The 25,570-nt window shown below is 36.8% G+C and carries 22 protein-coding genes and 1 pseudogene; 13 read left to right on the top strand and 10 right to left on the bottom strand.

Going from position 1 to position 25,570, the window contains the following annotated elements; all coding sequences use genetic code 11:
* Positions 1-316 precede the first annotated feature (316 nt).
* From RIV7116_RS31545 to RIV7116_RS31565, 5 genes are all read right to left on the bottom strand, one after another.
* Complete coding sequence (locus RIV7116_RS31545; RefSeq protein ID WP_015122403.1) at positions 317-793, bottom strand: hypothetical protein; 477 nt, start codon at positions 791-793, stop codon at positions 317-319.
* A 75-nt stretch (positions 794-868) separates the two neighbouring features.
* A complete protein-coding gene (locus tag RIV7116_RS31550) occupies positions 869-1,354 on the bottom strand; it encodes a hypothetical protein (protein WP_015122404.1) in 486 nt (161 codons plus the stop codon).
* A gap of 146 nt (positions 1,355-1,500) precedes the next feature.
* Positions 1,501-2,091 (bottom strand): heme-copper oxidase subunit III, encoded by a 591-nt coding sequence (locus RIV7116_RS31555; protein ID WP_015122405.1) that lies wholly within the window; start codon positions 2,089-2,091, stop codon positions 1,501-1,503.
* 155 nt (positions 2,092-2,246) lie between these two features.
* Positions 2,247-3,911 (bottom strand): cytochrome c oxidase subunit I, encoded by a 1,665-nt coding sequence (ctaD, locus tag RIV7116_RS31560; RefSeq protein ID WP_015122406.1) that lies wholly within the window; start codon positions 3,909-3,911, stop codon positions 2,247-2,249.
* A gap of 144 nt (positions 3,912-4,055) precedes the next feature.
* Positions 4,056-5,042 (bottom strand): cytochrome c oxidase subunit II, encoded by a 987-nt coding sequence (locus tag RIV7116_RS31565; RefSeq protein ID WP_015122407.1) that lies wholly within the window; start codon positions 5,040-5,042, stop codon positions 4,056-4,058.
* A gap of 1,519 nt (positions 5,043-6,561) precedes the next feature.
* Here RIV7116_RS31565 and RIV7116_RS31575 point away from each other — a divergent pair.
* From RIV7116_RS31575 to RIV7116_RS31595, 5 genes are all read left to right on the top strand, one after another.
* Positions 6,562-8,151 (top strand): helix-turn-helix domain-containing protein, encoded by a 1,590-nt coding sequence (locus tag RIV7116_RS31575; RefSeq protein ID WP_015122409.1) that lies wholly within the window; start codon positions 6,562-6,564, stop codon positions 8,149-8,151.
* A 248-nt stretch (positions 8,152-8,399) separates the two neighbouring features.
* Positions 8,400-9,413, top strand: coding sequence for an endonuclease/exonuclease/phosphatase family protein (locus tag RIV7116_RS31580; RefSeq protein ID WP_015122410.1), 1,014 nt, complete (start codon positions 8,400-8,402; stop codon positions 9,411-9,413).
* A gap of 382 nt (positions 9,414-9,795) precedes the next feature.
* Positions 9,796-10,947 (top strand): hypothetical protein, encoded by a 1,152-nt coding sequence (locus RIV7116_RS31585; RefSeq protein ID WP_015122411.1) that lies wholly within the window; start codon positions 9,796-9,798, stop codon positions 10,945-10,947.
* Between the two features lie 517 nt (positions 10,948-11,464).
* Positions 11,465-12,352 carry a PEP-CTERM sorting domain-containing protein gene (locus tag RIV7116_RS31590; protein WP_015122412.1) on the top strand — a complete coding sequence of 296 codons (888 nt, stop codon included), beginning with the start codon at positions 11,465-11,467 and terminating at the stop codon, positions 12,350-12,352.
* Positions 12,353-12,709: 357 nt separating this feature from the next.
* Positions 12,710-14,170 carry a PEP-CTERM sorting domain-containing protein gene (locus tag RIV7116_RS31595; RefSeq protein WP_015122413.1) on the top strand — a complete coding sequence of 487 codons (1,461 nt, stop codon included), beginning with the start codon at positions 12,710-12,712 and terminating at the stop codon, positions 14,168-14,170.
* Positions 14,171-14,561: 391 nt separating this feature from the next.
* Here the strand turns inward: RIV7116_RS31595 and cysK are convergent, their stop codons facing one another.
* On the bottom strand, positions 14,562-15,521 hold the full coding sequence (gene cysK / locus RIV7116_RS31600) for a cysteine synthase A (protein ID WP_015122414.1): 960 nt from the start codon (positions 15,519-15,521) through the stop codon (positions 14,562-14,564).
* Between the two features lie 817 nt (positions 15,522-16,338).
* Here cysK and RIV7116_RS31605 point away from each other — a divergent pair.
* The 5 genes from RIV7116_RS31605 to RIV7116_RS31625 all read left to right on the top strand — a co-directional run bounded on the left by RIV7116_RS31605 (position 16,339) and on the right by RIV7116_RS31625 (position 19,066).
* Complete coding sequence (locus RIV7116_RS31605) at positions 16,339-16,761, top strand: hypothetical protein (protein ID WP_157229362.1); 423 nt, start codon at positions 16,339-16,341, stop codon at positions 16,759-16,761.
* Between the two features lie 16 nt (positions 16,762-16,777).
* Positions 16,778-17,032, top strand: coding sequence for a hypothetical protein (locus tag RIV7116_RS31610; RefSeq protein ID WP_015122416.1), 255 nt, complete (start codon positions 16,778-16,780; stop codon positions 17,030-17,032).
* Between the two features lie 2 nt (positions 17,033-17,034).
* Complete coding sequence (locus RIV7116_RS31615; protein ID WP_015122417.1) at positions 17,035-17,346, top strand: hypothetical protein; 312 nt, start codon at positions 17,035-17,037, stop codon at positions 17,344-17,346.
* Positions 17,347-18,002: 656 nt separating this feature from the next.
* A complete protein-coding gene (locus RIV7116_RS31620; RefSeq protein WP_015122418.1) occupies positions 18,003-18,338 on the top strand; it encodes a hypothetical protein in 336 nt (111 codons plus the stop codon).
* 359 nt (positions 18,339-18,697) lie between these two features.
* Positions 18,698-19,066 (top strand): hypothetical protein, encoded by a 369-nt coding sequence (locus RIV7116_RS31625; protein ID WP_085977708.1) that lies wholly within the window; start codon positions 18,698-18,700, stop codon positions 19,064-19,066.
* A gap of 16 nt (positions 19,067-19,082) precedes the next feature.
* On the opposite strand, the gene RIV7116_RS31630 is transcribed toward RIV7116_RS31625, so the two are convergent.
* The 4 genes and pseudogenes from RIV7116_RS31630 to RIV7116_RS31640 form a co-directional block, all read right to left on the bottom strand.
* A complete protein-coding gene (locus tag RIV7116_RS31630; protein WP_015122420.1) occupies positions 19,083-20,099 on the bottom strand; it encodes a polysaccharide deacetylase family protein in 1,017 nt (338 codons plus the stop codon).
* 217 nt (positions 20,100-20,316) lie between these two features.
* A complete protein-coding gene (locus RIV7116_RS31635; RefSeq protein ID WP_015122421.1) occupies positions 20,317-21,405 on the bottom strand; it encodes an ABC transporter ATP-binding protein in 1,089 nt (362 codons plus the stop codon).
* Between the two features lie 143 nt (positions 21,406-21,548).
* A pseudogene (locus RIV7116_RS37725) lies at positions 21,549-21,636 on the bottom strand (type II toxin-antitoxin system HicB family antitoxin); the annotation flags it as partial.
* Between the two features lie 379 nt (positions 21,637-22,015).
* A complete protein-coding gene (locus RIV7116_RS31640; protein ID WP_015122423.1) occupies positions 22,016-22,732 on the bottom strand; it encodes a GUN4 domain-containing protein in 717 nt (238 codons plus the stop codon).
* A 407-nt stretch (positions 22,733-23,139) separates the two neighbouring features.
* Between RIV7116_RS31640 and RIV7116_RS31645 the strand changes: the two genes are divergently transcribed.
* The 3 genes from RIV7116_RS31645 (at position 23,140) to RIV7116_RS31655 (ending at position 25,171) form a co-directional block, all read left to right on the top strand.
* Positions 23,140-24,558 carry an NADP-dependent isocitrate dehydrogenase gene (locus tag RIV7116_RS31645; RefSeq protein ID WP_015122424.1) on the top strand — a complete coding sequence of 473 codons (1,419 nt, stop codon included), beginning with the start codon at positions 23,140-23,142 and terminating at the stop codon, positions 24,556-24,558.
* Positions 24,559-24,815: 257 nt separating this feature from the next.
* A complete protein-coding gene (locus tag RIV7116_RS37730; protein WP_371261608.1) occupies positions 24,816-24,992 on the top strand; it encodes a hypothetical protein in 177 nt (58 codons plus the stop codon).
* Positions 24,989-25,171 (top strand): hypothetical protein, encoded by a 183-nt coding sequence (locus RIV7116_RS31655; RefSeq protein ID WP_015122426.1) that lies wholly within the window; start codon positions 24,989-24,991, stop codon positions 25,169-25,171. The genes RIV7116_RS37730 and RIV7116_RS31655 overlap by 4 nt, the downstream gene beginning before the upstream one ends.
* Positions 25,172-25,570 lie beyond the last annotated feature (399 nt).

Below are 25,570 nucleotides of genomic sequence, written 5' to 3' on the forward strand. Positions count from 1 at the left end.
CCATGTAAGCCGGAGGCTTTCTCGCAGAGTACAACTAACGAACCCAAAGGGTGTAGATGAACTTCGGGCAAAACTGCCGTTTCCCCTAAACGCATCCTCGACCATTAACAGGATTTTGGATTAAATCTAAAATCTGGTGCAGGAAAGTTACCAAATTTCCGTTAAATCCAAAATCCAATTAGAAAATTATTTGTCCTTTTCTGACATTAGGGAGATCCAAAAAATCAAATATCCAGCTTTATCAAATACATTTCGGAGAAACAATTAAGTGATGGGGACTCCGCCTTTGGGACGGAACCCAAAGCTGGGTGTTTTATTACTTGAAAGTGCCTAGTGTTGAAATATCAGCTAATACCCCTGCGGTAAAGACATTTGCTGGGTCTATATTTTTGACTTTATCGGATATTTCTTGGGCTTTTTCTGCTTTTCCTTGTGCAGCAAGAATTATTCCTGTGGCAGAATAAGCATTTACATATGTTTGGATAATTTGTTCTGCTTGACGCTTAATCAATATTGGCTTTTGGTCTTCCCAAGCATCGGGTAATTTTGCCTCTTGTTTAGCTTTCTCTTGAACTTTCTCTGCTGTTTCTAAAGCCATTTGATATTTTTGCTTGTAAAAGAAATACCTATAGGCTGCTATGAGAACATCTAGTTCTTTATCAGTTTTACTTAGAGCTTGATTGATGTATTTTTCGCATTCTGAAGTATTTTCAGAATTGTCCGCTGCTGATTTCAATAACTCCTGAATATCATCGGGTACATCGTACCAAGAAAATTGTTCAAATTCTGGCATAGTTTTAATTTTGTTTAATGAAGTGAATAAGAGAATCAGAAGATTTTAGATTAAATATGAAATCCAGTGAAGAGATTAGTCATCGTCTTCCTCTGGCGGGCGTGTCAACACATCAAATAAGATGCCCGCGCCAAAGTCATTCTTGTCGTCTATCTCTTTGACTTTATTACATATCTCTTTGGCTTCTTCTTCCTTTCCTAATATAGCTAAAATTAACCCTGTGGCGGCATAAGAATTTAAATATAGTCGGATAATTTCTTCTTCTTTTCGTTTAATTAATACTGGTTTTAGTTGTTCCCAATTATCTGGTAATTTTTCGGTTTCTTTAACTTTATTCTGAACTTTCTCGGCTGTTTCCAGCGCCATTTTATATTTCTGTTTGTAATAAAAATATCTATAAGCTGAGATTAAAACATCTATATTATTATCTGTTTTAGCTAAAGCTTGATTAATATATTTTTCTGACTCGGAGGTATTTTCCCAATTATCAGCGGCTAATACTAATAGTTGCTTGACATCTTCAGGTACCTCGTACCAAGAGAATTGTTCTGTGTTTTGCATGGTTTTTGTGTGGTAATGAGAAGAGGGGGTAGAAGGGGAGATGGGAAGAGAGTTAGGAATTATTTGTAGTGGGAGCATCTTGCTCCCTGGTTATTACCAATTCGCAATGCCCCATGCCCCATGCCCTATTCCCAATTCCCAATTCTTTAAAATCTAGTAAGAATATAAAGCAGAGTAAAAAGTACAATCCAGATGATATCTACAAAGTGCCAGTAGATTTCTGCCATCTCGATTCCGGTGTGTTTGTGCTCGTTGTAGTGTCCGGCCCTACGAGAGCGCCACAGTACACCTAAAATTAATAAGACTCCGATGAATACGTGTAAGCCGTGGAATCCTGTCATTAGGTAAAAACAGTTAGAGAATAAGTTAGTACTTAGTCCATATCCTAAAGTCAGATATTCATAAACTTGACCGAGTAAGAAAATTATTCCCATGATTGCGGTAAGTTTGTACCATTTCCGCATTCCTTTGACATCGTTCTTTTTAATTGCGGAATCGCCGAAGTGAATAACGAAACTGCTCGACACTAGAATGATGGTGTTGATTGCTGGTAGCAATAACTCTACTTCTGTTCCTTCAGGTGGCCACGTTGCAGTGGTTCCTCGATAGAACAAATAGGTAGCAAAGAATCCGCCAAACATTAAGGATTCCGAGATTAGGAAAGTTATTAATCCTACAACTCGTAAATCGGCATGTTCTTCGTGATGCGCTGGTGTATTTTCTGTCGCGATCGCCATTTTGTATCCCCCATTTAATTCTCTTTGTGGCGGTAGTTTTAGGGTAGCCTTTCAGCCTCCAGGCTGAGAATGCATTCTTCGAGGCTCTGCCTCTATAAAGTGGAGGCAGAGCCTCCAGAAAAGTATTACAAGGCTGAGCCTTATAACAAGATTTTTTAAGCCGCAGCTTCTGCTTCCGTAGAGTTTGTCAAAGTTTCGCTTTCTGTTACCATACCGTAATCGTAAGGGCCGTGAGTAACAACTGGCAACTCTTCCCAGTTCTCAATTGCTGGTGGAGAAGCGGTTGTCCATTCTAATGTCAAAGCATTCCAAGGATTATCACCGGCTTTTGCTCCAGAATTCCAACTCCAAATAACATTTATAGTGAAAGGAATTACCGATACTGCTAATAAGTAAGCGCCATAGGTACAAAGCTGATTGATAGCTTCAAACTGTGGATCGTACATGGCAACTCGACGAGGCATTCCTTGTAAACCCAGTTCGTGCATGGGTAAGAATGTCAAATTGGTGCCGATGAAGGTGAGGACAAAATGAATTTTACCCAAGCTTTCATTCATCATCCTTCCCGTCATTTTAGGGAACCAGTGGTAAATCGCAGCGTAAATACCAAATACAGAACCACCAAATAACACGTAGTGGAAGTGAGCAACGACATAATAGGTATCGTGAACGTGTCCGTCGAATGGTGCTGTACCCAAGGTAACGCCACCAATCCCACCTAAAACGAACATCATTAACAAGCCGATAGCAAACAGCATCGCGCTTGTATAGCGGATTTTACCTTGCCACAGAGTTGCCACCCAGCTAAATATTTTAATTCCAGTGGGAACTGCAACGATAAGGGTAGAGATGGTAAAAAACATCCGCATCCAACCAGGGGTACCACTAGTAAACATGTGGTGAACCCATACAAACAAACCTACAACGCAAATCGCCAAACTAGAATAAGCAATTGCTTTATATCCAAAGATTGGTTTGCGCGCATGAACTGGAATCACCTCGGACAAAATACCGAAGATGGGCAGAATCATTAAATAAACTGCTGGATGAGAGTAAAACCAGAATAAATGCTGGTAGATAACTACATTACCGCCTGCATCTGGCTTAAAGAAGGAAGTACCGAAATTAATATCAAATAACAGTAAGACTAAGCCAGCAGCTAGTACTGGTGTAGAAACAAGCGCCAATAATGAAGTAGCTAAAATTGCCCAGCAGAACAAGGGTAATTCATCCCACTTCATAGAAGGAACTTTCATCTTCCAAATGGTAACAACAAAGTTCAACGAACCCAAAATAGAGGAAGTACCAACTAAAACAATGGCTAGAATCCACATACTCTGAGCGGTATTTGCCGTCACCAAGCTTAAGGGTGGGTAGGCTGTCCATCCCGACTGAGAACCACCGAAGAAGAAACTACCCATAACTAAAGCTCCAGCAGGCGGGTTTAACCAGAAGGCTACGGCATTTAGTTTAGGAAAAGCCATATCCCTAGCACCAACCATCAGCGGTATCAAGTAGTTGCCGAAGCCACCAATTGCACTAGGAACAATCCAGAGAAAAATCATGATTGTTCCGTGATTAGTCAGAAAAGCATTATACAGGTTGGGATCTAGTACATCTGCATCCGGTGTAGCTAATTCAGCGCGCATGGCAACAGCCATCAATCCACCGACAAGATAAAAAATAAATGATGTTACTAGGTATTGAATACCAATTACCTTGTGGTCTACATTAAACGTAAAATAGTCGTACCATTTCCATGCTTCAGGATGAGCATGAGCTGTGGGTGAAGTATTTTGTGGATGTTCTAATTGCGTCATTCGATTTTAGATTTACGATTTTGGATTTTTTTGAGCAGAGGGGAGAGAGGGAAAATAGAGGGTAGAAATGGAAACAACTTATAATTATCTTTATTCCTCGGTATTTTCCAATGCCTAATGCCCTATTCCCAATGCCTGATTAATTTACTGTTGAATCTGAGCTAAAGTTGCTGAGTTAATATTCATATCCGCATCGTAAGCAGCTAGATATTCGGATGGCGATAATTCTGCGGGATTAACTGCTACAGTTTCGGAAGAATCTTGTTGGGCAATCCGGTTTTCTTGCAACCAGCTTTCGTATTCTTCAGGAGTGTGAACAATAACTCGGGTTCTCATGGAGCCGTGGTAGCCACCGCACAATTCGGTACAAACTACAGGATAATCTCCGGGTTTAGTAGCAACAAATCTCAATTCGGTATTCATTCCAGGAATTGCATCTTGCTTCAAGCGGAATTGCGGTACCCAAAATGAGTGGATTACGTCTGTTGCTGCAATGTTCAACTGTACGTCAGCACCAACTGGTATATGCAATTCACCAGATGTAACGTTATCTTCGGGATATTGGAATATCCAAGCAAACTGCATTCCAGTAACATCTACAGTTACGTCTGCTGGTTTATTTTGCTGTGCAGGTGAACCTTTAATCCCGACTTTTTTATCGGCTAAAGGTGCTGCTTCTGATGAAACGATCGGAGCTTCGCTAATTGTGGCTGCAATTGCACTTCCAGAATTGGAATTATTTTGAGCCTCGACTGTTGCAGGAGCATTCGTCGGAAATCCTCCCATCTGCTTGTAAACATCTACGCTGTAAATACCTAAAGCAAAAACTATTATTGTAGGAATTGCAGTCCAAAATATTTCTAACGGGACATTTCCTTCAATTGGTGGTCCGTCTGTCTCGTCATCTTTAGGCTTGCGAAATTTAATCGCGAAATATAAGATAGTCCCTTCTACTACCAAGAACAAAGCAATAGCGATCGCGAACATCACATTAAAGAATCCGTCTACTAAGGGTGCCTGTTCGGATGCTTGTAGTGGTAATAGATTATGAGTCTGGCTAGCCCACAAACCTATAAGCGTAACCAAAGCCCCAGCGACTAAGGTTATTAATGAAGCAGGAATTTGTTGCATAGCAATTTTTGGTATAAAACTTCATGTAATGCAGTGTTGAATGCGGTTGTGTGAGATTTTACTATTCACGAATTACATTCATTCACCTATTGAATCTTAAAACAACAGCTTATGCGGTAAGATTTGCTTCATATATTTATGTAGACAGGTTTAACTTAATTTTGCCAAATGTATTGATAAGAGGATGCTTCAGTTTTAAGTTTATTTTGCTTCGCTATTAATATTTTTGGGAAACTTTAAAACTTATGCACTTTTGAGGTTTTATAACCGGGTTGGAAATGTATTGCTTAGTCAATCAATTTGCTTAGAGATACAGCAAAATACTTTTACAATACAAAAAAATCAGCATTCTGACATCAGTAATTTATGAATATACTAAATTATTAGATATATAGTAGACATAAATTATGCTTGATTTGAATGTTAAATGCTTATTGCATTATGAAATCAAGGAATGCTGTGAAATAAATTAAGTTAACGTCTACTTCCAGTTGATTTACATCTATTAACCTGAAACTATTTCATCATTATTTTCACAATAGCTCAATTAAACGAATCTAATTATGAATTTAAAATTAAGTTTACATTTGAGTCTTATTAGTCATCAAGAGTGATGATTAGCGAAAAATAGCGTTTATCATCTTATACTAATAAAAAAATGATTTTTGTTAATATAATACAGTTTAAAATTCATCGATTAGTTTATCGCGAACATATTGTTTACTAAGCAATTAAATCTTATCTATTTTTAGATTTTATTCTGAGGCTATATCTTTTGAATTTAGTACATATATTAGCTAACTGCATACAATCGCCCATCTATAAAATCAGCCTTTATAGCACTTTTTAACGTTGAGATTTATTGCACTAAATTCATAAATACTGATGTTTAAATCATTCCATTGTTAATCATTAAATAGTTTTTAAACCTCTATTTATAGGTTAAATTTCCCATCATTATACGGTGTAATAATTGTAATGGGCATTTTATCCTAACGTAATTCCAACCTTATTCACTCTTCCTTCGTTTTAATCTTAACTAGTAGCAAATACTTAACATTTTAGATATTCAAAAAAGTAAGATAATTATGAAAATTACGTGAAGAATATGTTAAGATAATAAATAGACGCAAATCAAAATAAAAATAAGATTTGATTTAAAAGATGATTTTTAGAGTCGTCATTCAAAAACAATTTAATTTTGCTGGCTACTTATATAGCAATTTTGCTCTTAAACCTATTGAAATAAGAGAAAAAATAGTTCTTAGCTCATTGCGAACAAAACTTTTTAATAACTTTATGAAAACTATAGATAACGGAGCGTTAAATACAGGCTCGGGTTAATACTTATAATTAACTTACTGTAATTAATCGGAAGTACATATATAGATGTGGGTCAGTAATTGCGATAAGTGAACCTTTTTCTTGTCGTAAAGTGTGGTGACAAAAATTTTGTAAGATACACATCTAGGTAGGACTTGAGCCAAACGTCGCAAGAAGTGAAGTGGCAATAAGCCTTATGCCTTATACAATTTCTAACAATAGTTGTGCTGGATGCGACAAATGTCGTTTTCAGTGTCCAACAGGTGCTATCAAAATCGATAACGGTGAATATTGGATTGACCCTCATTTGTGTAATAATTGCGAGGGTTATTACTCCGAGCCTCAATGTGCATCTGCTTGTCCAAGCAAATCTCCAATACCATTACAGGTAAAAAAAGGAAGGTGCAAAATTGATGATAGAGAATTAACTAGTTCGGATTTATTTTTCAATGGTAAAAGTAATCCATTTGCTTCGGGTATTCCCGTATGGGAAGCTTGTAATGTTTTATCTCAAAGGACATCTTTACCTTGGGAAATTGATGAAAATGACCAAGTACGTTACAGCAAACAGATAAATCAAGGAAAGGGTAAAATAGCTTTTCATATAAGCTCTGGTTCCCAAGAATGCGAATTAGCAACAGATTTAGAAGCAGTTGAAGCTCTTGATATTCGTGCTGCTTGCGTGCATTTAATTTTTGCAGCTTATGCGACTTTCTCTGAAAAAGCTTGGGAAGAAGAGTTTGTTATAGATGATAAGCAAATAGAGAAATATTTAGGATTAGAAAAGCGTAAAGACTTGAACAAAACCACCAAGCTAGCTTTGATGAAAAGTTTAGTTTTACAAGTTTGTTCCTTAATGGTTTCTATTGATTTACCCCAACAAGGGCGTATCAAACCGATTTCCTTAGAAAAAAGTCAGCTTTGGGATTTAGCAGGAATACAGCATCATTTTCAACACGATGAACTAGGATGTAAATATCTGGTTGGTTTGACATTTAGAGTCAAAGCTGGTGAATGGGCAAAGTATTTCTTGAATAAAGAAGCTTGTAAAGAGCGAACGGCTTTTTATCAGTATGGTAACTTGCCTAAATCTTTACTGACTACAGTTATGAGTATTTGGCAGCAGCATGAAGGCGCTGCAAGACTGATGATGTGGTTGATGTTCAAAGCAAAAATGGGTAAACAACAACGCATTACAATACCTACATTAATGCGGGTTGCATACGGCGATCGCAAAGTGGCAATTGCCTGTAGAAAAAGGGAAGAAAGAAAACGATTGCTGAGAACTTATGAAAGCGATTTAGAAACTTTGTCGCATCATGGAATGAAACCCATTTTCGATCCAGTTAGTTATCCAGAACCCATTCAACCATTATGGGCAAAGTTAACCGATATTCCTGAAGATCCAGACGAAGCAATAGAATTTTGGATAAAAGATGGCGACGAAGGAAGAAGGTTAACAGATGTAAGCCCTCGTGGAAAATGGAAAATGCTGATGAATGCCAGGATTTTAGCTTTTGAAATGGCACCACAGTGGGAGCAGCCAAATCTTGCAGCTAGAAAAAAACAGCAAAGAACTAGTAAAAAGAGACGAAATATAAAAACAGCAAGTGGTTTACTTGGCGAACAAATACGTTTAGCAAGGAAAAACTTGAGTATTTCTCAAAGGGAATTAGCAAGATTGATGGGAAAAAGCCAAAGCTGGATTCGGGACATAGAAAATGGTCGTCTAAATGCGAAAATAGAAGATCAGTTGATTTTACGTAAAGTTCTGAAAATAGCTTAGATATCTATATTTACTAGGGGAGTATCCTAATACCTATAACGGTATTGCTGTCGTTACAACGCTTACTTTATAGCTTTGATTACTGTAGACTCAGACTTTAATCTGAGAGCTTCAAAAATTAGATACTCCCTTTTTCTCAACCTCAAATGCCTAAAACAACTCAAATCAAGCGGGGGAGTCTACACTAATATTTACCTCCTCTACAAGTATAATTATCAAGGTTTAACTGATAATTGATACTTAATTCAATGAAAAATCTTCTCCTAAGCTTACTGAAAATTGGCGGAATTACTTTAGGCTCAATAATCGTCGCGGTAGTTATCTTTTATTTTTGGGCTAGCTCTAACGGTTATCCTCGTGAAAAGTATGATGAAATTGTGAGTTATCGCGCTCCTACAGCCGCTAGAAAAGATGAATTTACAGTAATTACTTACAATATTGGCTATCTTTCTGGCTTAACTAACAATAAAGCTGTTGATAGAGACAAAAAGCTGTTTGAGAACAATCTTAAAACTGTTGTTGATGCCCTAAAGCCACTAAATGCTGATTTTATCGGTTTGCAGGAAATAGATTTATATTCAAAACGTTCGTTTAAAGTCAATCAAGTTTTACAACTAGCCGAGGAGCTTGCTTTTAAACAAGCTGGAATAGCGATTAATTGGGATAAAACTTATGTTCCCTTCCCCTACTTTCCATTTTCGGCTCATTTTGGCAGAATTTTATCGGGACAAGCTGTATTAAGTCGCTATCCTATTGTCAACAACAAACGTATAGTATTGAGTAAAGTCGAAAGCAAACCTTTTTTCTACAACGCTCTTTATTTAGATAGAGTTGCACAGGTTAGCGAAATTAAAGTAAATAATCGCTCGCTTATTTTAATCAACGTGCATTTAGAAGCTTTTGACGCACCCACCCGCCGCAAACAAACCGAATATATTCAAAAACTGCTTTCGCAATACGTAGATAAATACCCGGTATTATTAGTGGGTGATTTTAATAGTACAGTTCCCCCCATACCCGAAAACCCAGAGCCAACCATTGATATTTTGTTAAAAACTGCTTCGATTAAATCGGCTTTACCACCGGAAGCATTGAATAATCCCGAAATTGCGACTTTTCCATCGGATAAACCCGAAGTCAAGTTAGATTATATTTTTTATACTCCTAAAAATATAGAAGTAATCGAATGGAGGATAGTTGATGAAGTTAAACAAGCTTCCGATCATTTACCCGTGATGGTGAAATTTAGGTTTAAGAATTAAAGAATTGGGCATAGATTTTAGTCAAGTGGCTCAAACTTACAGATAGATTCTGGCTTTACGGGGCAGCTTGGGTTTTTTATCAGTTTTTTCTCAAAGAACAGTTGAGTTAAATTAGTTAATTCAACAAGCAGTTTTGTATCTTTAAGCTGATTTAAACTGCTTACATATTTTATTTTTTAGATATATTTTATACCTATAGTATTATTTACGATATTTATATTATTTCAAAAATATTATTTCTGTAACTTAACTGCAATAGCTGTAAAAATTAAAGGTTAGTCATAAACACAGCCCGTGCAGACGGGCTTAGTAATTTTAGCCCCAGCCTTCAAGGCTGAGGGCGATTGAGCGCTAAAACCCTATGCCCAATCTTCAATTCCCCATGCCCAATCTCAACAAGTTATTAAATACCAAAGATTCAAAGTTAGCTTGGTTACTGCGGTTAAAACTATTAGGGCTGCAAACTGAGTTAAAAGAAGCTCTCAAAACAGAAGCTTCCGACTCAGGAAGCGATGCTTGTCGGGAACTTTTAAAAGAATTAGATATAATTTTAAGTTCTCAAAATCAAAGTAATCATCCAGAAAAAAAGACTTCATGGGAAGATATTTTAGAACCAGTCTCCAACCAGCTTGAGAACAAATCCCAATTACCCCAATCTCTTATCCAAGCAAATTTAATTCCAATTACGCAAACCTTACTTGCTCGTAAAGAACTATCGCCATACATCGGAGAATATCAGTTTTACGGCACCGATAATGCTCAACTATGGAACGAAATGCAACGGTTACTTTTACGTATACCTGAAAAACAAGCCGATAAATTGCGATCGCAAGTTTTTAAGCAATTAGTTACATTAGGTATCGCGGAAGATACAATTTCTCTACAACAGCTTCCATTTCCAACTTCCGAAGTTATCTACCCTGGTTTAAAAGGCAATATTCAAGCTTCCGGGTTGTGTTTTTCCAATAGTATTGATTTTGACGAGCGACTGCAAATTCAAAGAAACGGTACTGAACTCGATGTCCTTTCTGGGATTGTTTCTACTTGTCTCAAATTTATCGAACTTGACCCGCATTTACACCATGCTTTAAGAAGCGTTGATAGATTCGGCGTTCGCTCTTTAAGACTTGCAGATAAACCTAAGTACATCGCTGCACTAATAGAGCGCTTCAACAAAGTGAAAGTAACTTTTAATACTAGTAAAGTTATCAACCTACGTGCCAGACTGGACTTAGATGAAGCCATACATTCATTAACTTATTTACCATGTGTTGACCGCTTTTCGTGGTGGGGAAAACTGCAACAAGAAGCACGTCGGACTTTAGAAACAGCAGCACAGCAAGCGCGTCAAGCAGGTTGTCAAGTACAGATTCGTCCTCTATGGGGAACCTACGCCGATGTTTACCCCTTCTCAAAAGACGATTTACAAGTAGATGTAGGTGGTGTTGCTGGAGAAGTTTCGGCTTGTTTGCGAGTCTACGCCAAAATCAATGACGAAGAACTCCGGGGAAGAGTTCTATTTCACTCTTCATAAGATATTAGCAAGCAAAAAAAAACTGTGAGTCTATTGTGGTACGGGCAAGGATGCCCGTGCTTTTCTTTTTATAACGCTTTTCGGTTGGATGGAATGAACCTCACCCCCTTCCCCTCTCCGGCTCGCCAGGGACTGCAAGTCCCTGTCTAATAGCAAAAGTCCTATAAATAGGACTAAATATCATGTTTTATGTTGTGGATAATTTTTCAGTCGTCTTTAGACGGGGGTTTGCAACCCCTGGTGGAGTTGTGTGTACGCGGGGGTGTTTAAAGGAATGGACATTCTTCCTCGCCCACTATGATTTCATCGGAACTCTTATGGGATAGACATTCTTGCCAGTAAACTAAAAACAGCCTCAGTACTCACACTGAGAAAGATTACAATAACTTCAAATAATTCTACATAGTTATTGATAGAAGATTTGCTGTCAGTTTAACTACTTACAGAGGAAATCACTTATCACTGATATAGAGAAACAAATTTAATTACTTATTCGACTTTTACAGATAAAAACAGGATGCTAAATTTAAAGAAATTATCAATTCTATCTACTGGAACTTTAATTGCTGCACTCGGTACTTTCGGAAACTCTGCACAAGCAGCAAGCATGAAGGATGAATATATAACATTTAATAAAAATGTCGTAGTTGATTTTGATGAAAACGTTGGTGTTGGTAGTAATCCCTTAACAGGAGGACCGAAACTCGATCAACTTTGGGCTGATTATGGCTTAGAAATGGATTCGAGCGTGAAAGAATTATGGCTATACGACAGTAACTGTAAAGCTAAAGCCAATGGTAAACGCACAGGTGTATCCAAGAATGGATTTACTAATATTTGTACTGGCGACGATCCAGATTTAGCAACCGGGAAAGGTAAATATAGAGCTAAAAATGGTAACTTGATCAAATACGATTCTCCCGAGCAAAGTAAAGTCTTGATAATTCAGGAGAATAATGGCGCACCAGATGATTATGCAAATCGTAATAATCCCGGTACGATTTCATTCAATTTCACTGATGAAAAAGGTGTTGATTTTAATAATATAGGTTTACTTGATTTTGATGACCCGGGTCAACCAATCTTCAATTTTACATTTTTGGATAATACTACTCAACAGTTTCAGTTCGGAGTAGACGCTGATGAAAATGACCCAATGGTTACTTTATTAAGTAAAGATTGGAACGGTAATGCTCTCAAAGGCGATAATTCTTTAAGAGAATACAAATTTGATTTTTCACAAAATATTAAACAGCTTGAGGTAACTTTACCCGGAAGTGGAGCCGTGACATATTTAGATTACGAACGTACAATCAAGAGAAAAGTACCCGAACCAACTTCTATCTTGAGCTTAATCTTTGTAACTGTTGCAATTGCAAAAATCAAACGTAAACGCTCATCATAGAAAACTTTCAAAAATCAGCCTTGATTCATAACAAACCTTTTTAATAAAATCGCTTTTTTGAATCTCTCCATCTGCCCCTGATTAAGGGGCTTTTTATTTGATAAGGCAATCTCTACTCACTGATATCACTTAGAAAACATTATGCACAACTTTAACTATTCTGAAATACTTAGGTAAATCTATTTGTATCTACTTTAGTATTAGTAGTTAAACGTAGCAGCTTTACTTTAGCTTTGATTTAAATAGTTATAATTTTGAGCGATTGTTCATTCCTCTCTAACCTATTTACTAATTAAAACTCTTATAACTGATTAAGTACTAGATTAGTACACCCAATTAAGAGAAGGTTTTAAATAAATGACATTTAGTAAGTCCTCAACGATAAAAACTGTTAAAAATCCCGCTCAGGCATTAGAATCAACAACTGTAGAAAATGAAATTGAAGAAATTCAAAAACTGCAGAAAGAAATTTCAAAACTTCAGAAAGATACAAGAAATCTAAATACACAAATTCTGGAAGCAAAAAATAATGAAAACAACAAGGAGGGAAATAGACTTCTTCAAGAAAAAATATGTATAAAAAATGAGTTAAAGATTAAAGAGGAGAAGCTTAATAAGCTATTAATAGCTGATGACAGTTTTAATAAAAATACTCAATTGAAAAATGATTGCGGCGATAAAAGAGTATTAGAGCCTACTTCTATCTTAGATTTATCTCCTGTCAGTGGTTTTGTAAATTCTTCTCTAAAACGTGGGCGAATTAATAATTTGGTTTCTAAATTGGGCATTGGTGCATTATTAGCTACTGCTTTAACAGTTGGCGCAAATCCCGCTCAAGCTGGAATTTTTACAAATGAGACAACTGTGAATTTTGATGAACCTGATGTTGATGTTAGTCTTGAAGCTAAAGATAATCCATTATATGGAGGAAAGAAAATTAACAATGCTTGGGCTGATTATGGTTTAAAAATTAAATCCAGTGTTAATGAATTATGGCTATATGACAGTAGTACTAAAGGAGGTCGTGACGACGATTTATTAACTGGATATGGTCAATATGAACACAAAGGAAATACTATTGAATATAAATCTCCCGAACAAGGTAACGTCCTAATTATTCAGGAGCATGATGAAAGGTTTAAAAATGACATAAAAACACTTGAAAGCCAAATCAAAAACCTTAAAAAAGAAATTCAAAATACTAGCGATCAAGATATCCTTACACAAAAACAAAACCAGCTTGAGACTAAACAAGCAGAGCGTCAACAAAAAATTGAGGCTATTAAAAATGATTTAAATAACAATAAGAATACTTATGTAAAGAACAATGAGACTAAGAACTATGACCTAAGACCTGATGATAATGTCGGTGGCACCATAACATTCGATTTCACTGATGATGTTGGGGTTTTATTCGATAGCATTGGTTTATTAGACTTTGACGAGACAAAGCAACCAAAGTTCAATGCTTTTTTTGCGGATGGTACTAAAACTGGAAACTTTTGGTTGGGCAGTAATAAAGGTAACAAATATATAGATTCAGTAGATCTTTTGAGTACTAATTTGGATGGAACCAAAGAAGTAAAGGATGACAACTCACTCAGAGAATATAAATTTGATTTCAGCGATAAGAAAGTAACAAAATTTCAAATTAAATTACCTGGAAGTGGAGCAATCACCGGATTAAACTACTATCGAGAGGATACCCCAGATTTCGCAAGAAAAGTACCCGAACCAACTTCCATTTTAGGTTTAGCTGCTATGAGTGCCTTAGCTGCTTCTTCCTTAAAACGCAAGCGCAAGTCTTCAAATATCTAATTAATTCAATACAAATGATTTCTTTACTAAAAACCTTCTAGCAAAGCACTTCATTCTCCCTTTAACCAAGGGAGATTTTTTTATTTTGTAGGTTGGGTTACAATACTGCTCGGTTAAGAGGAGATCCTCCCTAACCCTCCTTAAAAAGGAGGGAACTAAGTCGTAGGTTGGGTTAGTAACCCAACACAACAATTCGTAAGTAATAAGTAGGTGGACAAAAATATTTATGTCATTGCTAGCGACGGCGAAGCAATGGCATGAAATCTGTGATTGCTTCGCGACACTGCGTTCCCCTCGCAATGACAAATTCTCGTTGCCTAAAAATTTAGATGTTGGGTTACGACACGATGAATAAATTAATCTTCCTGTCTAACCCAACCTACAAATTTAATTACCTAACAGCAGCAACTTCCTTACCTAAATCCTGAAACATCGGCGTGCTCAAATATCTTTCCCCAAAGGAAGGCTGAATCATGACAATCAAACGCCCCTTATTTTCTGGGCGCTTGCCGATTTCAATCGCCGCACATAAAGCTGCACCGGAAGATATTCCAGATAATATTCCTTCTTCTTTTGCTAAACGTCTTCCCATCGCCATCGCATCTTCATCGGTGACGGTAACTATTTCATCAATCAAATCCCTACGTAGAACATCTGGGATAAATCCGGCACCTATACCCTGAATTTTATGGGGTCCCGCTTGTCCACCGCCCAACACGGGGCTATTTTTAGGCTCTACTGCAACTACTTGAAAACTGGGTTTACGCTCTTTCATAACTTCGGCTATTCCGGTAATTGTTCCACCAGTACCGACACCAGCAATCAAAAAATCAACTTCCCCGTCGGTATCTTCCCAAATCTCTTCTGCGGTGGTTTCCCGATGAATTTGCGGATTTGCTGGATTTTGGAATTGCTGCAACATGTAAGCATTTTCTGTATTCGCCACAATTTCTTCTGCTTTAGAAATTGCTCCGCGCATTCCTCCTTGGGCTGGGGTTAACTCCAAACTTGCACCATAAGCTTTTAGCATGGCTCGTCTTTCTAAACTCATGCTTTCTGGCATGGTTAATATCAAACGATAGCCCAGGGCAGCAGCTACCATTGCCAATCCAATTCCCGTATTGCCGGATGTTGGCTCCACTAAAATACTTTTCCCTGGTTCAATTAATCCTTGTTCTTGTGCAGTTTTCACCATATTCGCAGCAATGCGGTCTTTTACTGAAGCTGCGGGGTTCATTCCTTCTAATTTCACCACTATTCTGGCAACGCATCCTGCTTCTTGAGGAATTTTATTTAGCTCTACTAACGGTGTTCTACCGATAAGTTGTGTAACGTCACTAGCAATTCGCATCTTTTTCTATCCTTTTTCAACTTATGAGTTGTTTCTTATTCTCTATAAAGAAAATTGTTTATCTTATACTTTTACTTTTTTTACAGGCGTAATATTAAGAATTTTAAAGCAAAATATCAATACTCTTAGGTTTGTATATCATCGCACCAAAACTATTTAAACAATTAGTCAAAAAAAATTAGTCAAAAAACTATTAAAAAACCTCTATAGCAATCCTACACGAGTTATCAACATTTGAAACAATATAAACATAGTTTACGAATTCTGAATTTTGAATTTTGAGGTTTTGTCTTTAATTCAATATTATTTAAAATTCAGTCAAAACTAATACATGTTTGCGCTTACAACCGCAAGGTAATTGCAAATATGCTTGATTACCAAGGGATTGTGCTTTTTTTTCATGGACTCATTTTATCAAAAGTGAGTACAAAAATAGTAGAACCCTACTTCGCGAGTACTAACACCCCTACCCGAAAATACTAGAACCCATACCCCTAAAAAAAAGTTAAAAACCTTATCAATCATAAATTATAGGCGTTTGAGTACAACCCTAATTAATTTAATTATTCCAAGAGTGACGACTTTGAGTCCTCAGTTGTTTGCTGACTGATATAACAGCTATAGGATTTACGCAGAGATTCCCCTCTACCCCCCCGTCTTTTCGGGGGGGCTTCTTAAAACCCTCTATATTTCTGACTCTGAGTAAATATTCTTTTTAAATAATCGCAACGCCGCGAATTTATTGACAAAACTATACAAAAACTATAGCTATATGCCATCTTTTCACTGGCTTCAGGTGATGTAAACAATAAAAGCCATGATGAATGTAAAGCTTGTTAATTTATTTACTGTTTGCTTAATTACTTTAGCGGTCATTTTCCCGAGTCTAGCAGTATTTGGTTTGGTATGGGACAAGCATTTAGAGTTTGTCGAAATGCAGCAGAATATTTCTGCCTACAGTCAAACTATCGATAACGATTGCTCTGCATCTTTTATAACAACTAGTTCACTTATAGATAATAGTTTTTCTAACTTATATACAAATCCTGATGAAACAAATCTAAATTTATCAGATAAATATCAAAGTTCTAATTTATGGCGATGGTTTTTTTTATTTGTACCATTCTGTATTGGAACTGTAATTTATTTTTACGATAGATATTTAGTTCATCGCGCTCATGTTTTTCAACAGCAAGTAGAAATGTTGGAAAAATTATGGCAGCAAAGTCTCGAACAGTAACAAACCAAAAAACACTATGCCTTCAGAAACACGTGAAAATCAATATTTTAGTTTGATTGAGCAATTGTTGAAATGTCCAAACGGAAAAGAGCCAGAACTGATAGAAGCCAATTCTGAATTAGTAGATGCCGATTTGATTAAATCTATGATGCAAGTAGCAACATCATTTGCTCATAACGGCAACGAAGATGGTGCAAAGTTTTTAATACATGTTGCAAAAGAATTATCCAAACAATTAGGATTTTACCCTGAAGTTACAAATAAGGAGTAATAATGCTATTGACGGCGAATGAGGCACAGCAAATTGCTTTAGAATTTATTCTTAACGAGTGGAATATTGCTGATAAATATAAAGACTGGTTTACAGTAATTGATTGTCGCCTCGTTGGTCAAAGTTGGTATATTGTCGAATTAGCTGTATCGGGTTTTCCAGATAGATGGTACCTTCAAGTTTACGATACCGCAGAATGCGACCCAAACTATACATTTATCTCTCCCATTCGCGGTTGTGAAGGATATACAGACCTTACTAGTTTACCTGAATTAATAGCAGAAGTTTTAGTTTGCGAGCGCAATACTCGATAAATATAATCAGTGGTGCCGAGTTAGCTAATTACTTAGAATGTATATTTTTAGTTAGCAATTATAATTTTTTATTATGGCGGTTTTTAGTTGATTTGAATACAGTCAAAACCTGATTATCTTTAAAAGAGATATCCCTCTCCTGTCTTTTTGATAAGGGAGGAGGGTGGGGTTCACTTTGTACTGTATTCAAATTATAACGCTGTATTTATTTCAATGAAGTTGCAAGTTTTCCAAGGTTTTCTTATTACGAGAAAGCCTTTTTTATATTTTGACTATACATTGGTATATATTTACCAGGACTTACGCAATTGTCATAATACTCTGCTGGTGCGTGACACTGAATAGATTGTTACTACGTTCACAGTTACTCAAAGTGTCACAGCACCCTACAAGAACAATGTGCCGGTTGCATAAGTCCTATTTACTATAAATTATAATTATTACTCATAAATAATAGCCAATTTAAATTAAATTTTCTACCAATATTAAATTCACTATGCCATGAAAATAGTTAAGTAATAAATAACAATAAAAGTGAATATTTAAAGCATAAGACATATTTTTATGATGAATAAATCATTCAATAGAAGCATTTAATATAACAATTAATATGCTATATTAATAATGCCTTAAATCTTAGCTAAATATATTGAAAAATGATTAGTGAAGACACTCTTGCTAAGGAATTTATTCGAGTCATCAACGAGTATTATCCCAAAGTAGGAGAGGTGCTTGATGGCTGTTACGTGAAAGTTGTCACAAATTATTGGGGAAGACCTCCTAAAAGCTTGCGACACGTGGTGATTTATTCCTCGGAGGAAACCATTTCTTATGTACAAACTCATAAGCAAAAGCTGACCGATGTCGCAGAAAACATGGGATTAGTTCAGGTTGTATTTCGCAATGCTTCGCGTTTATTGCGCGACCCAATGTCGAAAATCAAGCAATCTGACCCGCGTATGTGGTTGGATTTACAATGGGTTTCAAGATAGAAATACTGTCCAAATTGTAATCCGAAAAAACTAAGTTTTTGGCGAATAAATCAACTAGAGATTATATTTTACGCGAACGAATTTGCTGAAGGTTGTACTGATTGACAGTAGAATATTTTAGGTATTAAATTGAAACGAAGGTGCTGGGAATAAAAGTTTTTAAGGTCATGGTAATAATAGATTATTCCTTGAAGGTTAATTATGTTTAATTATCGCTTCGTAATACCGAATCATTATCTCTCCAACTCGAAACCTTTTTCGTGATTAGTAGTATCTACCACTCTGGAAAAACAGAACACTAAAAGTTGCGATCGCCCAATAAACCTAACTTAGATTAGACACAGAGGGCTTATATTATGATGAATAAATCTTTCATTCATGCGGATGATTTGCCACCGAAAGAAGTAACGCAAGGTGACAAAATGTTGCTTCTAGAACTAGAAAGGACTACCGGTAAGTGTTTTTACGAAGCTTGTGACGGTATTACGCAAGCATTATTATCAAGCTGTTTTTGGTATTTAACTATTGATGCTGAATATTTGACATTAGTAATTCACACTCCGGAGATTGTGACTTACTGGCATATAGTCAGCAATATTGTACAGTTGGGGATGAAACTTGAACCCCTTGCGTCAAGCGCTAGAATCCGCGTTAATCCCCCTCCGGGTAAAGCAACACCCTTTGAAATTGGTGTCGATGAAGTATCAGCTTTTCGCGATTGGCTGTAAACGAAAGCTTTGAACTTTATCGCTCACAATTATTAAGTTCTCCTGCGGAAGTTTTGTTAACTAATTCATTTAAGCGAGATTGTCCAAAACGTCCAATAGCTAGTAGATTGTCTGATTCTCCAGCAAATATTTCATTGTTGTCATCCATAGCTAAAGCAGCTACATATCCGGCTTCTCGTACTAATTTTCTAACTCGCTCATCATTTTTACCAGTTGGGTAAGTAAAGTAGCGAATTGATTTACCCAACTCTTTCTCTAATATTTGTTTGGATTCTACTATTTCTGGAATTAGTTCTTCGTCAGATAGCTTAGTCAAATCCGGTGGATGAGTTTTACTGTGAGCGGCTATAGTTACTAAAGAATCCGCAGCCATAGTTTTGAGTTGCTCCCATGTAACGTGGGAGCGACCTGTATTAATACCCATATTCTTAGTGTAAACTGAGAAAACCGCCGGATATTTGTACTTTTTTAATAGCGGATACACATATTCATAATGCCCACCGTAGCCATCATCAAAGCTTAGTAAAATTGGTTTTTCCGGTAATGGGCTGCCGGTACGCAAATGAATCACTAATTGTTCTAAACTAATTGGAGTTAAACCCTGAGATTTGATTAATTTAAAATGAGATTCTAATTCTTCTGGGGTAACATCAAAAAAAACTTCCTTTTTAGGTAAAATGTCGTGATACATAGCTATAGGTACTTTCGCTGTTTTAGCTTTTTGGCTAATTTGTGGAAACGTTACAGCTTCAAGGGAGAAAGGTAGATTAGGGTAAGTTTGGGTTTTCACTAAAATCTCATTTTTAGATAAACTTTCCTCATTCCAAAGCTGTAAATTTTTACCTATAGTTTGATATTCTTGACAAAACTGCTCTAAACTTAAGGGCAGAGGGTTATTTCTAATTGCAGTAGAAGAATTGCTGATATTATCGTTTTTAGAATAAAAGTTTAAAGCTAAGAAACTACTCGCTACTACTAGAATACCGCCTATTAATGGAATGAATTTCAGTATTTTACTTGGTTTGGGCTGCATAATATTTAATCTAAGAATATTGTTTATCTGAAAATTGGTATGCACGCACCCGAAACAATAAAACCCGCAGCTTCTACGGGTTCAAGATACTTCTGTTCATGAATAGATAAGAAAACATTAAATATAAGGCTGGTTAAATGCAAGCCTATAAAATACAAATATTAAGGTTAAAGGCTAAAGGTTAAAGGTTAAAGGTGAAATTATTGATATTCAATGTTTATTTAGGATATAACTTATCCCCACTAACAGAATCAAATAAAAATAATTTTTGTAAATCTAATTGCAAATTCAATTTATCGCCGGGATGAAAACGTAAATTTCCGCCAATCTGCACGTTTAATATTGTTCCAGAACCTTTTACAGCAACACGAATCAAGGTTTCTCTTCCCAAAGGTTCAACTAATTTCACCTCAACTTGCAAAGCATCTACTTGAGAATTATTCTTAATTTGTATATCTTCAGGACGAATTCCTAAATCAATGTTTTGCCCCTGAGATAAACTTAATTTTTTTTTGACATCTTCAGGAACGTTTAATAATTGACCATCTATATTAAACCCATTCGCGGTATACTTCGCCGGTATAATATTCATCGGCGGATTTCCTAAAAAAGTTGCCACCATGCGGTTCGCTGGATGAGCATAAATACTTTGCGGTTCGCCAATTTGCTGAATAAGTCCGCCACTCAGCACGACAATCTTATCAGCTAAGGTCATCGCTTCTACCTGATCGTGAGTGACATATACAGTGGTAATACCAATATTTTGATGTAGCTGCTTTAACTCAGCCCGAGTATCGTCTCGCAACTGTGCATCTAAATTAGACAAAGGTTCATCCAGTAAAAATACCTGGGGCTGACGAGCGATCGCCCTTCCCAAAGCTACCCGTTGCTGCTGCCCTCCGGAGAGCTGTTTAGGCTTGCGTTCGAGTAAATGTTCCAAAGAAAGTGAATGCGCTACAGTTTCCACTCTTTCCCGAATAACTTTCGAGTCAATCTTTCGCATTTTTAACCCAAAAGCGATATTTTCCGCCACGCTCATATGGGGATAAAGTGCATAATTTTGGAACACCATAGCCACATCTCTTTGTCTGGCGGGAACGTTATTCATTAACTTGTCCCCAATAAAAAGTTTGCCAGAAGTAGCAGATTCCAAACCCGCAATAGTCCTTAAAATAGTAGACTTACCACATCCCGAAGGTCCCACCAGAACCCAAAACTCACCGTCGGGAATAGTAAAAGTAATGTCATCTATGGCGGTGACGTTGTTAAATTTACGCTTGATGCCTTCTAAAGTAACGTTAGCCATTTCAATTTTGGTAATTGGTTCGTAGTTGCGCTTTAGCGCCAAAAATCTTCAGTAACAATGAGTAATTAGGTTATTTATTAGATTGATTCTATATTTTCTGACTAAAAAAGTTCTATAACTTCTTTAATATTTTCGATTAACTAATCAATTGTTTCCCCGAACCGAATAACAAGCTTTCAGTTGCGGAACTTCCCCAACATAGTATCCATCTTCACCGCATTCAATAATTATAGGACTTACGCAACCGGCACATTTTTCTTGTAGGGTGCTGTGACACTTTGAGTAACTGCGAACGTAGTAACAATGTTTTCAGTGTCACGCACCAAACGGACATTGTGACAATTGCGTAAGTCCTGAATTACATAGAATTCTTGTTTACTTGTATTTATCATCGTATTTTTCTATAAATAACTAGTTTTTTACTTTTAACTCTTCACTCCTACAGAAATAGTAGCAATTGTCACAAGACTCGGATGGTGCGTGACACCACAAGTCTCATTATTACGTTGAAAATTGATCTAAGTGTCACAGCACCCTACAACTTTTAACTCCTAATTCCTAAGTCCCAACTTATCACCTCTAACCTTTAACCTTTGACCTTTAACCTGATTTACTTTTCCCAAGCGGGATGAGACAGCAAAGAAGAAATAGTTCTAACTCCGCGTAACTGGTTCGATAAAGGTAAATGACCTCTGGGTGCATCTAAACTCCAAATGAATTCGTTGGGATATCGAGTCCAAGCATTACCTTTTTTCCAGCCAATTTTCACCCAGAGATTTTCCCAATTTTTTCTCAAACCGATCCACATTTCTCGCTGTACAGAAAAACCAAACTTTCCTTCGGAATGAATTAACCACAGCTTATCAATGGTTTGTAAATCCGTGACGGGAAATTTTTCAACTTCGGAAAAATACAGCCATTTTCTTTTTACTGCTTCCTCACCTGAAATTTCGCACATTTTCTGTAGCGTCAAACGGTCGGCTTCTTCAAATTCTTGGTTTGCCAGTAGCTTTTGCAATTGGGAGTAATCAATATTGGATTCAGATTTAAGCGGTACAATTCCTTGAGGAAAATTAGCCTGTAAAAATTCTTTTGCTTCGGGAAAATCTGATTGATAAAGAACTTGGTAGACTTTACCATCAACTATATTTGCCGGATTTTCCCGACGCTTTAATAAAAACTCCATTAACACCTTTAATCCTTCGTTACCGAAAGTAGCTAGTTTATCTACTAATTGCTTTTGGTTTTTTTCAGACCCTTCGGTTAACTGGAGACTAAGGGATTCAATATCGCTGTTACTACCGTAGGAAATTGTGGGGTCTGTCATGATGAAGGTTCGTGAAACGCAATTAATTGACAACGATTAGAGAGCTATTTTTTATCAAGCAAAGACGATTTTTGAATATGCAGCCAATTAATAGAGGGTAAATAACCACTTTTACAAATACTTTGCTGCCATCGCGGAGGTGCGTCTCGCTCTTCTAGAGGAATATTTTCTCATGAACTGCCCTCATTCTACTTATTAGTTTTCCCTAACAAACTTTTTGTTGAGATATTTTCCAATTTTCCATCTCCCTACTGCTTTTTTTGCTGTATATTCAAGGGTAAAGCACTGTTCGACATCTCGGCATAGTGCAATGAAGGGGAATTCAAAACCTGCAACTCCTTGTTTAATAAATGCAAGGCATGACAAAATTCTGAAAGTCTTGCTGCTTAGCCCCGACGGAGTGTGTAATGTACGAAAAACTTAAAGCCCCTACCAGTGGAGAGAAGATTACTTTTAAAAACGGCGAACCACAAGTTCCCGATAATCCGATAATCCCCTTTATTCGCGGCGACGGTACGGGTATTGATATTTGGCCTGCTACGCAAAAAGTATTAGATGCTGCCGTAAAAAAGGCTTATAACGGTAAAAAGAAAATCAACTGGTTCAAGGTTTACGCGGGTGATGAAGCTTGCGATTTATACGGAACCTATCAGTATTTACCCGAAGATACTTTGACGGCAATTAAGGAGTATGGCGTTGCTATCAAAGGACCTTTAACAACTCCTGTTGGTGGCGGAATCCGTTCTTTGAATGTAGCATTAAGACAAATTTTTCAACTTTATGCTTGCGTGCGCCCCTGTCGTTACTATCCCGGTACTCCTTCACCCCATAAAAGCCCTGAAAAACTAAATGTAATAGTTTATCGGGAGAATACGGAAGATATTTATTTGGGAATTGAATGGAAGCAGGGAGATGAAATAGGTCAAAAACTGATCAAACTGCTCAACGAGGAATTGATTCCAGGTACCCCCGAACATGGTAAAAAGCAAATTCCTGTAGATGCTGGAATTGGAATTAAGCCCATTAGTAAAACGGGTTCTCAGCGATTGGTACGTCGTGCTATCAAACATGCTTTAGGGTTGCCCAAAGAAAAGCAGCAGGTGACTTTGGTGCATAAAGGCAACATTATGAAGTACACCGAAGGAGCTTTTCGCGATTGGGGTTACGAACTCGCAACAGCAGAATTTCGCGACGAATGCGTTACCGAAAGGGAATCTTGGATTTTAAGCAACAAGGAAAATAAATCCGATATTTCCAACGAAGATAACGCTCGCATGGTCGATCCTGGTTATGATTCCCTGACACCAGAGAAACAAAAGGAAATCGTTAACGAAGTAGAAACAGTTCTAAATTCCATTTGGGAAACTCACGGCAACGGCAAATGGAAACAGAAAATCATGGTAAATGACAGGATTGCCGATAGTATTTTCCAACAAATCCAAACCCGTCCCGATGAGTATTCAATTTTGGCAACAATGAACCTTAACGGCGATTATTTGTCAGATGCAGCAGCTGCAATTGTTGGTGGTTTGGGAATGGGACCAGGAGCGAATATTGGCGATAATGCAGCGATATTTGAAGCAACTCACGGTACAGCACCCAAACACGCTGGTTTAGATCGAATTAATCCCGGTTCCGTTATTTTATCCGGCGTAATGATGCTTGAGTTTATGGGTTGGCAAGAAGCAGCCGACTTGATAAAGAAAGGATTGGGAGAAGCGATCGCCAATCAAGAAGTAACCTACGATTTAGCAAGATTAATGGAACCCAAAGTAGAACCATTGAAATGTTCCGAATTTGCCGAAGCGATAATTAAAAGGTTTTGAAAGTTAGGAACTCGCAGAGCTCGCGGAGTTAATCAACAATTATCCGTGAAATCAGTGTAATCCATTTAATCAGTGTTAGGAGTTAGGAGTTAAGAATTTAATAATCAATTTTGTAGGGTGTGTTGTCGCAAAGCGCAACGCACCTTTTTTATGTTAATTGTTTAGATTTTTGTACTTACTCGAAGACTGATGCAAAATTAATTAGAAAATTACTATTCCAGGGATTTAGTATAAAAGACAGGGAGCAGGATAAATTAGTGGAACCGACGATTGAACAGTTAAATTCTTTCTACAGATTGTGTGTTAGAACAAGTAACCTGCTAAAAACTGTAGAATTAACCAGATATTATACTAGAACCCAAAGAATAGTAGTGCTAATAGGAGAAACAATCCAAGTAGAAATTTTAACTAATGGAGAAATAATTTTACAATGAGCGATTTAGATTACAAACAATTAACCGAATCAGAATTACGAGAATATATAAAATCCCATCCTCAAGATGAAGATGCATTTCAACATTACCTTTCAATTATGAGAGCAAAACCGGGAAGAGTTGTAGTTAGTACGGATGAACAATTAGAAGCTGAATTAAAAAAAAGATTGGCAAGTTGAAACTTATAAATATAGCAATTTTTGGTTGAGTAGAATACATTTAAAACCTCACCCTGTCCTCCGGACATCCCTCTCCTTATTAAGGAGAGGGAACGAGGGTGAGGTCGATTTGTATTGCACCCAAGTGAAAAGCGCTATATTCTATAGAAATTAACTTTCATTCTTGAACAAAATTATTTTCGTAGGGTGTGTTGTCGCAAAGCGCAACGCACCTTTTTTCGTTTATACCGTTTAATTGCAAAATGCTTGATATCGAAGCATTCTCAAACCAATGTCAAGATTCCAAAATTCAGGAATCCATAAAATAAACACTGAAGTAAAGAAACGATAATGTTTGTATAAAAAAATGCATAAAATTCTAGCTTTGATTTGATATACAAGTATTATATTTTACGATTA

The sequence above is a fragment of the Rivularia sp. PCC 7116 genome (genome assembly GCF_000316665.1).
Lineage (GTDB): Bacteria > Cyanobacteriota > Cyanobacteriia > Cyanobacteriales > Nostocaceae > Rivularia.